General features: G+C 59.2%; 11 protein-coding genes and 1 pseudogene. 7 read left to right on the top strand and 5 right to left on the bottom strand.

The annotated features are described in order from the left end of the window. Nucleotides 1-4: 4 nt before the first annotated feature. Nucleotides 5-445 (bottom strand): peptidoglycan-binding protein LysM, encoded by a 441-nt coding sequence (gene lysM / locus K7431_RS25630; protein WP_012721704.1) that lies wholly within the window; start codon nucleotides 443-445, stop codon nucleotides 5-7. A gap of 132 nt (nucleotides 446-577) precedes the next feature. On the opposite strand from lysM, the gene K7431_RS25625 reads away from it, so the two are divergent. The 4 genes from K7431_RS25625 to K7431_RS25610 all read left to right on the top strand — a co-directional run bounded on the left by K7431_RS25625 (nucleotide 578) and on the right by K7431_RS25610 (nucleotide 5,594). Next, a complete protein-coding gene (locus tag K7431_RS25625) occupies nucleotides 578-1,465 on the top strand; it encodes a LysR family transcriptional regulator (protein ID WP_012721703.1) in 888 nt (295 codons plus the stop codon). 97 nt (nucleotides 1,466-1,562) lie between these two features. Next, on the top strand, nucleotides 1,563-2,402 hold the full coding sequence (fdhD, locus tag K7431_RS25620) for a formate dehydrogenase accessory sulfurtransferase FdhD (RefSeq protein ID WP_012721702.1): 840 nt from the start codon (nucleotides 1,563-1,565) through the stop codon (nucleotides 2,400-2,402). Further along, nucleotides 2,399-4,747: an FdhF/YdeP family oxidoreductase gene (locus K7431_RS25615; protein WP_012721701.1), complete on the top strand. Its 2,349-nt coding sequence runs from the start codon at nucleotides 2,399-2,401 to the stop codon at nucleotides 4,745-4,747. The genes fdhD and K7431_RS25615 overlap by 4 nt, the downstream gene beginning before the upstream one ends. A 367-nt stretch (nucleotides 4,748-5,114) precedes the next feature. After that, nucleotides 5,115-5,594, top strand: coding sequence for a glycine zipper domain-containing protein (locus K7431_RS25610; RefSeq protein WP_012721700.1), 480 nt, complete (start codon nucleotides 5,115-5,117; stop codon nucleotides 5,592-5,594). A 222-nt stretch (nucleotides 5,595-5,816) separates the two neighbouring features. Here the strand turns inward: K7431_RS25610 and K7431_RS25605 are convergent, their stop codons facing one another. The 4 genes from K7431_RS25605 to K7431_RS25590 all read right to left on the bottom strand — a co-directional run bounded on the left by K7431_RS25605 (nucleotide 5,817) and on the right by K7431_RS25590 (nucleotide 10,695). After that, nucleotides 5,817-6,248 carry an acyl-CoA thioesterase gene (locus tag K7431_RS25605; protein WP_012721699.1) on the bottom strand — a complete coding sequence of 144 codons (432 nt, stop codon included), beginning with the start codon at nucleotides 6,246-6,248 and terminating at the stop codon, nucleotides 5,817-5,819. A 61-nt stretch (nucleotides 6,249-6,309) separates the two neighbouring features. Further along, nucleotides 6,310-7,164, bottom strand: a complete 855-nt coding sequence (locus K7431_RS25600; RefSeq protein WP_012721698.1) for a M15 family metallopeptidase — start codon at nucleotides 7,162-7,164, stop codon at nucleotides 6,310-6,312. A gap of 128 nt (nucleotides 7,165-7,292) precedes the next feature. Then, nucleotides 7,293-9,236 carry a RecQ family ATP-dependent DNA helicase gene (locus tag K7431_RS25595; protein WP_012721697.1) on the bottom strand — a complete coding sequence of 648 codons (1,944 nt, stop codon included), beginning with the start codon at nucleotides 9,234-9,236 and terminating at the stop codon, nucleotides 7,293-7,295. A gap of 283 nt (nucleotides 9,237-9,519) precedes the next feature. Next, on the bottom strand, nucleotides 9,520-10,695 hold the full coding sequence (locus K7431_RS25590; RefSeq protein WP_012721696.1) for a tetratricopeptide repeat protein: 1,176 nt from the start codon (nucleotides 10,693-10,695) through the stop codon (nucleotides 9,520-9,522). Nucleotides 10,696-10,871: 176 nt separating this feature from the next. Between K7431_RS25590 and K7431_RS25585 the strand changes: the two genes are divergently transcribed. The 3 genes and pseudogenes from K7431_RS25585 to K7431_RS25575 form a co-directional block, all read left to right on the top strand. Next, nucleotides 10,872-11,042 carry a YhfG family protein gene (locus K7431_RS25585; protein ID WP_003236014.1) on the top strand — a complete coding sequence of 57 codons (171 nt, stop codon included), beginning with the start codon at nucleotides 10,872-10,874 and terminating at the stop codon, nucleotides 11,040-11,042. Beyond that, nucleotides 11,042-11,641, top strand: coding sequence for a putative adenosine monophosphate-protein transferase Fic (locus K7431_RS25580; RefSeq protein WP_012721695.1), 600 nt, complete (start codon nucleotides 11,042-11,044; stop codon nucleotides 11,639-11,641). Before K7431_RS25585 ends, K7431_RS25580 begins: the two co-directional genes overlap by 1 nt. A 350-nt stretch (nucleotides 11,642-11,991) precedes the next feature. Further along, nucleotides 11,992-12,264, top strand: a pseudogene (locus tag K7431_RS25575) (DUF1493 family protein); the annotation flags it as partial.

The raw sequence follows: 12,264 nt of genomic DNA, 5'->3' as shown, positions 1-12,264 counted from the left end.
GGGCTTACTCAGGAATACGCAGCGTCTGCCCTGGATAAATCTTGTCTGGATGAGACAACAGCGGCTTGTTGGCCTCAAAGATCTTGTTGTACTGGTTGGCGTTGCCATACACCGCCAGGGAAATCGCGCTCAGGGTGTCACCCTTTTTCACCACGACGAAACGGGCGGCAGCTACGGCCGGGCCGGATACGGTGATCTGGTCATCCACACTGGCCACACCGGCAATATTGCCCAGCGCCAGCAAAATCTTTTCTTTCTCTTCCTGGGTGGCGACTTCACCGGTGACGGTTACCTTGTCGCCATCCACCGTGGTCTGCACATTCGGATTACCCAGACCCACTTTCGCCACGTGCTCCTTCAACTGCTCACTCGCGTTCGCATTACCCGGCGTCAACAGGTCGATCAACTTCTCGCCCGCTTCCTTAATAAAGCTAATAAGACTCATGGTGCGCTCTCCTTGATGTTTGGTTTCCAGATGCCAAAGACTAGACCAGTCCCACAGACTTGGGTTCCAGCCCGACCAAAGACCCAAACGCGCTAGAATCCCCCCGCCATTGGAATAAGCCCTGGAGCGAAGATGGACATCAAACAGCTGAAATTCCTCATCGCCCTCGACGAGACGCGTCACTTCGGCCAGGCGGCGGCACGATGCCATATCACCCAACCGACCCTGTCGATGCGCCTGCGCAGCCTTGAGGAAGAACTTGATCTTCCCCTGGTCAATCGCGGCCAGCGCTTTGAGGGGTTCACCGCGCCTGGCGAACGGGTACTGGCCTGGGCACGCACCGTGCTGGCGGCGTATGACGGCTTGCAGGCTGAAGCAGCCGCCTGTCGCGGCAACCTGGTGGGTACGTTGCGCCTGGGCGTGGTGCCACTGTCGAGCTTTGATCCACTGGCACTAATGCAGCAACTGCACAAAGAGCACCCAAGCCTGCGTTTCGAGCTGTCGGCACTCAGCTCCGAACAAATCCTTGAACAACTGGCGAGCAATCGCCTGGATTTAGGCGTGTCCTACCTGGAGCGGCTGGACAATGAACGCTTCGACTCGCTGGCCTTGGGCGAAACCCGTATGGGCCTGCTTTACGACCAGCGCTTTTTCAGCTTCGGCGACACGCCGCTGAGCTGGGAAGCACTGATCGAACTGCCCTTGGGCATGCTCACCAGCGGCATGCACTTTCGCCAGTCCATCGACCACAACTTTCACAGCCGGGGCTTGCACCCGCAGCCGCTGTTACAAACCGATGCCGTCCATCAGTTGTTACAAGCCGTGCACGGCGGACTCTGTTGCGCGGTGATGCCATTGGACGGGGGCCTGGACGCGCTCACCGAGCATTTGCGCCTGCAACCCATCGACGACGCCCACACCCTGGCGCGCCTGGGGCTGATCATGCGCCGCAGCGCACCCCGCTCTGCCTTGGCGGAAGCGTGTTTCGCGCTGTTTCAGAAATCGCAAAAAGAGTCTTGATCGACGTCATCTATCGGTAGATCAGTACTGGCAATTAGACGCGACGCTTTGTCGCGCCTAGTCTAAACACTGACCAATCCGCCGGTGGTACTGCCCCATGAACGCCAAGCGCCCAGTCTGCGCGGCGCCCGCTCTTGAAACGCCCGCGCCCGCCGCCAGCCAGAGCTATCAGTATTGCAACCTCGATCACACGGAATCCGCCAGCACAGCCTTGGCGGAAGAAGTGGCGTTGGCGATTGCTTTCAACGATATCAGCCAGGCGGTGATGCTGGTGACGCCGACGGACCTGGAAGACTTTATCGTCGGCTTCAGCATCGGCAGCGGCATTATTGCCGACGTTAGCGATATTTATGACCTGAAACTCAGCGGAACCGGCTCTACCCAGTATGCACAGGTGCAGATTTCCAGCCGCGCCTTCTGGAACCTCAAGCAGCAACGCCGCCAATTGGCCGGTACCAGCGGCTGTGGCCTGTGCGGTGTGGAAGCCGTGGAACAAGCGCTGCCAGACCTTCAGGTACTGCCCGGTGCGCCGCTGCCGCCCGCCGAATGGCTCGATGGCCTGCGTCAGCGCATCAGTGCGTTCCAGCCCCTGGGCCAGTACAGCGGCGCCGTGCACGCCGCGGTATTTATGAACAGCCAAGGCGAATTGCTCCTGGGTCGCGAAGACATCGGCCGGCATAACGCCCTCGATAAGCTGATCGGCGCGCTGATCCGCCAAAAGATTCCGACCGAAGGCGGCCTGGCGATTGTCACCAGCCGTTGCAGCCTTGAATTGATCCAGAAAGTCCTGCGCGCGGGCATCCAGACCCTGGTCAGCCTGTCGTCGCCCACCGGCCTGGCCCTGCAATGGGCACGCCGGCATAACCTCAATCTCATCCACCTGCCGCAGAAAAGTGCGCCGCGGGTCTACAGCCCTGCGATGGAGAACCAGCCGTGAGCAATCATCATCAAGCCGACCAAACCCCAACCCCGCGCTATAAGCCTTATAAAGGCCCGGCGGGCGGCTGGGGGGCACTGATCAGCGTGGCGCAAGCCTGGTTGACCAGCGACAACGCGCTGAAAAACCTGCGCATGATGCTCAAGACCAACCAGAACGGCGGCTTCGACTGCCCCGGCTGTGCCTGGGGCGACTCGCCCGAAAGCGGCATGGTCAAGTTCTGCGAAAACGGCGCCAAGGCGGTGAACTGGGAAGCCACCAAGCGCCGTGTGGATGCTGCGTTCTTTGCCAAACACAGCGTCACTGCCTTGCTGGAGCAGAGTGACTATTGGCTGGAATACCAAGGCCGCCTGACCGAGCCGATGCGCTACGACGCCGAAACCGACCGCTACACGCCCATCAGTTGGGAGGCGGCGTTCGACCTGGTCGGCAAGCATCTCAACGCCCTGCCCAGCCCGGACATGGCCGAGTTCTACACCTCGGGCCGCGCCAGCAATGAGGCGGCGTACCTGTATCAGCTGTTCGTGCGCGCCTACGGCACCAACAACTTTCCGGACTGTTCGAACATGTGCCACGAAGCCAGCGGCGTTGCCCTGGCACAAAGCGTGGGCGTGGGCAAAGGCACCGTGACCTTTGATGACTTCGAACACGCCGACGCGATTTTCGTCTGGGGCCAGAACCCCGGCACCAACCACCCACGCATGCTCGAACCGCTGCGTGAAGCGGTTAAGCGCGGTGCTCAGGTGGTGTGTATCAACCCATTGAAAGAGCGCGGCCTGGAACGCTTCCAGCATCCGCAACACCCGCTGGAAATGCTCACCAACGGCGACAAACCGACCAACACCGCGTACTTCCGCCCGGCGCTGGGTGGCGACATGGCCATCCTGCGCGGCATGGCCAAGTTCCTGTTGTTGTGGGAACGCGAGGCCCAGGCCGAAGGCAAAGAGGCCGTGTTCGACCACGACTTCCTCAACGAACACACCACCAACGTGCTGGATTACCTGGGCAAGATCGACGACACCTCGTGGGATGAAATCGTCGCGCAGTCCGGCCTGCCCTTGGTCGAGATCGAACAAGCCGCGCGCATGTACGCCAAAGGCAAGAACGTGATCATGTGCTGGGCGATGGGCATCACCCAGCACCGCCATTCGGTCCCGACCATCCAGGAAATCGCCAACCTGATGCTGCTGCGCGGCAATATCGGTCGCCCGGGCGCCGGCCTGTGCCCGGTGCGTGGCCACAGCAACGTGCAGGGCGACCGCACCATGGGTATCAACGAACGCCCACCGGTGGCGTTCCTCGACTCACTGGAACGTCGCTTCCAATTCAAGGTGCCGCGCGACAACGGCCACAATGTGGTGGAAGCGATTCACGCCATGCTTGAAGGCCGCTCCAAAGTGTTTATCGGCCTGGGCGGCAACTTCGCCCAAGCCACGCCGGACAGCCCGCGCACCTTCGAAGCGCTGCGCAATTGCGACCTGACCGTGCAGATCAGCACCAAGCTCAACCGCAGCCACTTGATGCACGGCAAAGACGCGCTGATCCTGCCGTGCCTGGGCCGTACCGACATCGACATCCAGGCCGAAGGCCCGCAAGCGGTGACGGTGGAAGACTCGTTCAGCATGGTCCACGGCTCCAACGGCCAGTTGCAGCCGCTGTCGAAATTGATGAAATCGGAGCCGGCGATCCTGGCCGGTATCGCCGCCGCGACCCTGGGCAGCAAACCGGTGGATTGGAACTGGCTGGTGGCCGACTACAGCCGCATCCGCGACCTGATCGCCGACACCATCCCAGGCTTCAAGGACTTCAATGAGAAGATCAAAAACCCAGGCGGCTTCTACTTGGGCAACTCCGCCGGTGCGCGCCGCTGGAACACGCCATCGGGCCGTGCCAACTTCCGCCCCAACATCCTGCCCAAGGACTTGATCCACGAACGCACCCACGCCACCGGCCGCGTGCCGGACCTGATCATGCAGTCGATGCGCTCGCACGATCAGTACAACACCACGATCTATGGCCTGGACGACCGCTACCGTGGGGTCAAGGGCCAGCGTGATGTGTTGTTCGTCAACGAAGCCGACATTATTCGCCTGGGCTTCAAGCCGGGGCAGAAGGCCGACATCGTGTCATTGTGGGAAGACGGCCGTGAACGCCGCGTGAAGGGCTTTACCTTGCTGGCGTTTGATATCCCGGCAGGGCAGGCAGCGGCTTACTATCCGGAGGTTAACCCGCTGGTGCCGCTGGAAAGCACCGGGGATGGCAGCCATACGCCGACGTCGAAGTTCGTGGCGATCCGTTTGGAAGCGGCAAGTAACAATGGCTTGATCATGGCACGCTCGGCCTGATCACCGGACCTGTAGTGAGCGGGCTTGCCCCGTGCGGGGCTGCGAAGCGGCCCTAAAACCAGGCGCCGCAGAGTGTCTGAGACAACGCGGCGTTCTTATTGGGGCTGCTGCGCAGCCCAGCGCGGGGCAAGCCCGTTCACTACAACGATGGCGTGTTGATCATCCTGAATTGCGGGCACAAAAAAGGCCGCTTTTGCATAAAAGCGGCCGTTCCCAAGTAGCTAAAGACTGACGAATTCAACTTAAGTTCCCGTGTTAAAACAGTAACTTATAGAATTGTGTACAACTCGTGTTACTGGTCGGATTTCTATTGTCACAATCTCGACACAGCCTCAGGATCGCGCCGTCATCCTCTTGAGGTCTCTCTATGAAGTTCTCCTCGATTCTCTTGTTGTCCCTTGGCCTGGTCAGTGGCGCAGCCATGGCCGGTGGCACCACCGAAGCCGGTGTGGGCGGCGCATTGGGCGGGGTACTCGGTTCGGTTGTCGGCCAGCAGATCGGCGGTAACACCGGCTCGGCCATCGGCGCAGCTCTCGGCGGCGCAGGCGGCAGTGCGGTCGGTGCAGACAAGCGCAGCCGCGGCGAAGCAGCCATTGGCGGTGCCCTCGGCGCAGCCGGCGGCAACGTGGTAGGCCGTAGCATGGGCGGCAACACCGGCAGCCTGATCGGCGCAGCCGCGGGTGGTGGTGCAGGTGGCGCGCTGGGTAACTACATGGGCAACAAGAGCGATGACGATGATCGTCGTTATCGTGGGCGTGATAACCGTCGTTATGACCGGGATGATCATCGTGGACGCGGGCATGCCTATGGGCATCGCAAAAACAAGCATCACTACCGTCACCGGTAACATCTGAAATACACCCCACACCCAAGGTGTGTGCGGGTTTGTCGTAGTGAGCGGGCTTGCCCCGCGCTGGGGCGCGAAGCGCCCCTGATCCAGGCGCCGCGTTCTTTCAGTCAGAACTGATTGTCGGGTTTTGGGGCCGCTTCGCGGCCCGGCGCAGGGCAAGCCTGCTCACCACAACGACCCCCCTCCCACATTTAGCGCCATGGTGTTCGGGGTATCAGGTCAGGTCACCAACCGCTGCAACGCCTCACGCAACGACCCCGGAATACTCACCGGCAGGTTCGACCCCCGATCCACAAACACATGCACAAAGCGCCCTGCCGCACAGGCCTCTTCCTCGCCGGCCTTGAATACCGCCAACTCGTACTGCACTGAGCTATTGCCCAACTTGCCCACCCGCAGGCCGATTTCAATGCGCTCGGGAAAGGCAATCGACGCAAAGTAATCGCACGCTGAGCTCACCACAAACCCCACCACTTCGCCGTCATGAATATCCAACCCACCGTGTTCGATCAGGTAGGTATTCACCGCCGTGTCGAAAAAGCTGTAGTAGGTCACGTTGTTCACATGGCCATACACATCGTTGTCGTGCCAGCGCGTGATGATCGGCTGAAAATGACGGTAGTCCGAGCGTTGTGGCGTGGTTTGAGTCATCGATGAGGCCCTGGAGAGTCGTGCCTCTTAGATACGGGTTTCCGAGCGCTCCCGCAACCACCTACTCAGGGCTGGCCTCAACTACCTGGCGTACGCAGACGGCACGCGCCATGCCATGGTCCTTCTCCAGCGAGGTCGACACGCAATCTCGATAGGACTGAACATAGGTCTCCATGGCCAGCTTTGCCTTTTTAGGTGAAACGCTGGCCAGGTACTCCGCGAACGACGCCCGGCCGATCTGGAAATGGTGGTAATCGATGCGGGTGTCCCAGTAACCCCCCCATGTCAAAAAACCGTTGTTAGCAAACAGATCGATGACATCTTCTGTCCTACCTGGGTAGACAGGCTCGTCAGCACGGACGTTGAGGCGGTTGAGCCCCACGGGCGTCGCAGACTTAGGCTCGATCTTAGCCATCCCTGTGTATTCGCCCTTTTCGTCACGCATGAACGATACGTACGGATTCTGCACCGGGTTGATATCGATGGCGGCACCATAGGCGTGGATAGACCAGCCGGGGCGGCCTGTCAGCGCTCGCCCATTGAAACTGTTGGTGTTGTTATCATCCATCGATGCCTTGTCATCACCCTTGTAATGCTCAAGCGGTATGGCCTTCCTCAACGGAAACCCGCGTTGCAACAAGCCGCTGAAGATTTCCTGCACAAAGGGCGCGACGGCGTCCATTACCACGATACTTCCATCGTCCTGGCGCACACCGTCAAAGTTCACATAGCTGAACGAAACCCGGCTCAAACGCTGGCACGCAAGCGGGTTCTTCTCGCTGATGGTACTGCGCTCCGTCATCAGTCGACAGTCGGCGTCTTTCAACGGCTCGATAGCAGCCATCAGCGGCCAGGCAGTCACCAGACCACAGACCGCCAGTAATGCAGTGAGAAGCTTCGGTGAAGGGATGTCCATGGGAATTGCCTATGTAGAAAGATAGAGCCCCATAGACTCGCATTCCGAACGCATCGCGACTGTCATCCGACTCGCTGATCAGCCCCGATGAAATCCACACGACGAGACAGAAATATCTTCACACAGGGTTACTGGTCCAAAGCACTCAGCCCCGTCTGCGCCCACGTTCTTACCGCTGCGTACGGGTACTCTTCCAAGGCTGCAAAACCCGGTATCCCCCGCGCCTTCAACTTGGTAAACAACGGCACACTGATGCCACCAAGGAAACGCGTCAGGCGTTCCGCACCTGGCAGTTGGCCGGTGTGTTCATGATGCCTGTGGATAAAATCACCGCACAGTCCCATGAAGTTTTTATCCACAAGCGGCGGCAAGCTTGGCGGTGGCGGCAGGTGCGCAACGTGCCCGTGACACACCGAGCAATGACCGCAACGTTGCGGTGCGTTTTCATCACCAAAATACTTCGCCAGGCGCTGCCCCAGGCAGTGCTCGGTGGCGAACAGATCGAGCATGGCGTGAATTCGCGCCACTTCGCCCACCTCGTGCTGCTTGAAGCCTGTGTATAACGCTTCGCTCAGTGCCTGTGGGTCAAAATCTGTATTCAGCAAACTGTAGACCTCGGTCATCTGCTTGCTTTCCAGCTCGATCAAGCCCTGCTCCTGGAAATAGTCCAGCGCCTTCACCACCCGCCCACGTTCGGCATTGTGCTGTTGATAAAGCGCGTCAAAATCCACCGTCGCCCAGGTCTTTGCCCGTTTGCAGACTTGGATGATCGCCGCGACAAACTGCTGTCGTTCGCCGGAGAAACGCGCCAGCAAAGCCTCAGGTTCGATCAGGTATTTGAAACGGTATTCGGCGTAGAACGCGTAGCGCGGCGCTATCACGCCCTTGAGCTCCAGCTGCACCAGCAACGTCTTGAGCGGCAGCTCGCGGATATTACTGTGGTCCGACAGCGACCTCAGCAGGAACTCCCACTGCCCCTCACTGCGTGCTGCCTGTAACTCATCGAGTACCCGGCGAATACCGTCCTGCTCGGGCGTATCGCCGTACACAAAGTTTTCCAGCACATTAAGGCTGTCGCGGTTGGCCAACACCAGGCAGTCGGACGGCTGCCCATCACGCCCCGCACGGCCGATTTCCTGGCTGTAGTTCTCGATGGATTTGGGCAGGTCGAAGTGCACCACGTTGCGGATATCACTCTTGTCGATGCCCATGCCAAACGCGATGGTAGCGACAATGCAATGGGAGCGCCCGCCCATGAAACGCTGCTGGATGCCCTCGCGCTTATCGTGAGGTAAACCCGCGTGATAAGCCTCGGCCTGGATGCCATTACGGTTCAGGTGCTCGGCAATCTGCTCGGCGGTTTTCTGCAAGGTGACGTAGACGATGCTGGGTTGATTGGCGCGCTCGTTCATCCACTCCACCAAGCGTCGGCGCTTGTCAGAGCCGCTGACCGGCTCCACCAACAGGTTGAGATTGGGCCGGTAGAAGCCCGTAGTCACCACATCGTCCGGCGCAATGGCGAACTTCGCCTGCATGTCGGCAATCACCTTAGGCGTCGCTGTAGCCGTCAGCAGCAGCGCTTGTGGAATATTGAACTGACGCTGGTAGTCCGGCAGCTTCAGATAGTCCGGGCGGAAGTTGTGGCCCCATTCGGAAATACAGTGCGCCTCGTCCACGACCAGCAGCGAAATCTGCACACTTTGCAGGAAGTTGCGAAATCGCTCGTTCTTCAAGCGTTCCACCGAAATCATCAAGATTTTCAGCTCACCGGAGCGCGCACGGGCCATCACTTCATTGGCCTCGTCACGGCTCTGGGCCGAATCGATACTGCCTGCCGAAATGCCATGCCGCTGCAGGAAACCCAACTGGTCCTGCATCAACGCCAACAACGGCGACACCACCACTGTCAGGTGCGGCAGCAACACCGCCGACAGCTGGTAACACAGGGACTTGCCCGACCCGGTGGGGAAAATTGCCGCCGCCGAACGGCCGGCCAGTACAGCGCTGATCGTTTGCTCCTGGCCCAAACGAAACTGTGGATAACCGAAGACCTGCTGGAGGGTGTCGTGCATAGGCTGTCACTCCATTGACCGCTGAGTTGGCTCCAAAACATAGCCTGGGAATCTCAGCGAATCGAGAAAGGTCGCGAGGAAAAAAGAGACAGGATGATACACAGGGTACTGCGGTGGCCTTGGGCCAAATGCGACAAGGTCGAATGCAGTTGTAGGAATAACACCAACCAAATGTGAGAGGGGGCTTGCTCCCGATAGCAGAGTGTCAGCAGTACCTCTGTACTGACACACCACCATCGGGAGCAAGCCCCCTCCTGCACCTTAACTCTGCACGGCAGCTGAATCAGCGATTTTGCACCCGCTCAATCGCCGTGTCATACACCGGATTGGCCTTCTGTTCCTTGGCCAACTGGTAGTGACGCAACGCATCGGCAAACTGCCCTGCCGCTTCGTAGATCCGCGCAATGTTGTAATAAGCGCCAGCCCGCACCGTCGCAGCGTTCGCGCCGTTCGCCAGGGCGATGGCCTTGCGGTTGGCCCAGATAGACTCGGCAGTATTGCCGGCTTTCTGATACGCCAGGCCCAGGTTGCCGTAGGCCTTGCCGAAACCATTGTCCAGTTCGATCGCCTGACGGAACAGGTCGATGGCCTGGTCCAGGTTACCCGCCTGGTAGGCCGCCTCACCTTGGAGGTTCAGACGTTTCGCATCGGTTTGTGCGGAAGAACTGACCGCGACAGCGGTAATCGCCACGCTGTCGTCCAGCAACGGTTTGACTTCGTTCAGTACACTCGCGGCATTCACGGTCACGCCGCTGAAGGTGTTGATGTCCTGGAAGTCACCGCTGCCGGTCATGCGGAACACCGTCCACAGGTTACCGCTGCGGTTTTTCGGCACGTAATAGGTGCGTACCAGCGATTGCCCCATGTACACGAACACCTTGGCTTCGCTGTTGGACAGCTGACGCGAGCCCGGATTGCCGCCATTGCTGAAGTCGTGCACGGCGTACACGTAGCTTTCGCCGTAGTGCTTCTTCTGCAAGGTGATGGTTTCCGGGCCGTAGCTGTCGGTGTCATCCACATCCAGCTCGGCATCGGTGCCGTTCTTGTTCTCGAAATAGATGTTATTGCCGGGGAAAATCATGTGGGAGTCGAGGTCACGCGGGGTCTTGCCCCACGTCAGCACCACGCGCAGGCCGTCGAGGTTTTCCATTACCGGGCTGATGGCATACGTCATGCCTGCGCACGGGCACTTCACCACCAGATTGGAGTAACCGGGCTTCTTGATGATCAGCAGGTTGGTGCCATCGTCTGCACCTTCGCTGGTGAGCGTCACCTGACCCTGGACGTTGGTGCGGCCCACTATGTTCTGCGCGCCATTGCGTTGCAGCAACACTTCGGCGTCAGCGATCTTCTGATCCTTGACCACTGCACTGAGCACTTCAATCGGCAATTGCTCGGCCTGAACCGAAAAAGCCACCGCACACAAAGACACCGCCGAGGCGATACGCAGCAAACCCATGCTTAACTTCCCTTTAAGTAGTGGGCGGAATCGCCCTACAAGATTTTGCGGTGAAACATACCCTGAAATCAGGCTACTGGCGGATTTTTTGCACAAAATGTGACGTGGTTTTTATCCCGCCTGCCCATTGAAGCATTGCGCTACAATCAAGCTTTGCCACCCAGGAGTACGCTGCGATGAGCGAACTGACGTTTGAGCAAAAACAGGATCACTACCACAAGATCCGCCGTTCCAATTACCTGGCCAGCCTGCGCCTGGAAGGGTTCGACACCCAACCGGCGGACGTCGACAAACCCTTGCCGACCCGCGAAGCCGTCCTCGCCAAGTACCGCAACACCCCACGCTGATGCTCGACAAATACGGGGTGGGCCAGGATCCGTACTGCTATCCCGGTAGCAGCGTCCTGCGCAACCGCCTCGATTTGCTCGACGAAACGCGCCTGCACCAGGCCGAGCGGGAGCTTTCCGAAATCGCCGTAGGCAGCCTCCCCCTCTTCGCACCGCCCTACGATCTTGAGCGCCTGCAACATATCCACCGCACCCTGTTCGGCGATATCTACGACTGGGCCGGCGAACTGCGCAGCGTCAACATCCAGAAAGGCGACACCCTGTTCTGCACCCCGGAACGCATCCCGCCGGAAGCGGCGAAAATCATCCGGCGCATGGCAGAGGCGAACTGGTATGTCGGCGCGAGTCAGGCCGAGTTGATCACACAGATTGCTGAAGCCTACGGCGACCTCAACGTCATCCACCCCTTCCGAGAAGGCAATGGTCGGGCGCAGCGGATCCTATTCGAACAGATCATCGTGAATGCGGGTTTTTCGGTGAACTGGTGGCTGGTCAAACACGCGGCGTGGGTACCGGCGAATATTGATGCGGTGGCGTGTGATTACCGGGGGTTGGAGGCGATTTTTGAACGGTGTGTGAGTCGGCCTGCCAGCGCCTGAGCATTGTCATCATGGGCAAGCTCGGCGCCCACATTTGGCCGCTTTTACCTGTTGCCTCGCTGCCAAGCCATAAATGCCGGAAACCGCTGTAAGAAATCTCCAAACGCTGCGACATCCTCTTCCCAAACTGCTTCAAACACCCACTCTCCCCTCTACAGAAGTTACCCGCTGCTGAATGAAAATAGTGCGGTCTCCACTTTCTCGGCAGAAACCCGTGAACATCGAAAGGACTCAACACATCGGCCACTATGGCGCCACCTTCGCAGGGGTGCCAGGTAATCACCCCATTGGGGTCAGCCCTCAGCGATCACCCTCATCCTTCGTCCGACCTTACCAAGGTGGATGAAACGATGACCGAATATGCTTCTTGGATCACTCTCATCACCCTCGTCACACTCGCCGTATTGCTCGACAGAAAGATCAAGCGTCCTGCCCTCAGAACATGGGTTGGATTCGCCCTGATAGTTGCAGGTCCACTACTTCTGTTTGGCGCCACACGCTGGATAACCGAGCTACAATTCGACAGCATTCCGGTGCTTGCTTTTAGCTACGGCATTCGCTTGCTGATCACCCGAAACAAATATCGCCCCCAACGCAACCATCCCCCTCACCCACTCCTGCGT

It is taken from the genome of Pseudomonas fluorescens group sp., assembly GCF_020093335.1.
In the GTDB taxonomy this organism is placed as follows: Bacteria; Pseudomonadota; Gammaproteobacteria; order Pseudomonadales; family Pseudomonadaceae; genus Aquipseudomonas; species Aquipseudomonas petroselini.
The sequence above is the reverse complement of the archived record's forward strand: the minus strand, read 5'-3'. Positions and strand labels throughout refer to the sequence as shown.

Bases quoted from the DNA above. Each gene is read 5' to 3' on its own strand.
- lysM (WP_012721704.1), bottom strand. From the start codon at position 445: ATGAGTCTTATTAGCTTTATTAAGGAAGCGGGCGAGAAGTTGATCGAC.
- K7431_RS25585 (WP_003236014.1), top strand. From the start codon at position 10,872: ATGAGCGAACTGACGTTTGAGCAAAAACAGGATCACTACCACAAGATC.
- K7431_RS25590 (WP_012721696.1), bottom strand. From the start codon at position 10,695: ATGGGTTTGCTGCGTATCGCCTCGGCGGTGTCTTTGTGTGCGGTGGCT.
- K7431_RS25595 (WP_012721697.1), bottom strand. From the start codon at position 9,236: ATGCACGACACCCTCCAGCAGGTCTTCGGTTATCCACAGTTTCGTTTG.
- K7431_RS25580 (WP_012721695.1), top strand. From the start codon at position 11,042: ATGCTCGACAAATACGGGGTGGGCCAGGATCCGTACTGCTATCCCGGT.
- K7431_RS25610 (WP_012721700.1), top strand. From the start codon at position 5,115: ATGAAGTTCTCCTCGATTCTCTTGTTGTCCCTTGGCCTGGTCAGTGGC.
- fdhD (WP_012721702.1), top strand. From the start codon at position 1,563: ATGAACGCCAAGCGCCCAGTCTGCGCGGCGCCCGCTCTTGAAACGCCC.
- K7431_RS25625 (WP_012721703.1), top strand. From the start codon at position 578: ATGGACATCAAACAGCTGAAATTCCTCATCGCCCTCGACGAGACGCGT.
- K7431_RS25600 (WP_012721698.1), bottom strand. From the start codon at position 7,164: ATGGACATCCCTTCACCGAAGCTTCTCACTGCATTACTGGCGGTCTGT.
- K7431_RS25605 (WP_012721699.1), bottom strand. From the start codon at position 6,248: ATGACTCAAACCACGCCACAACGCTCGGACTACCGTCATTTTCAGCCG.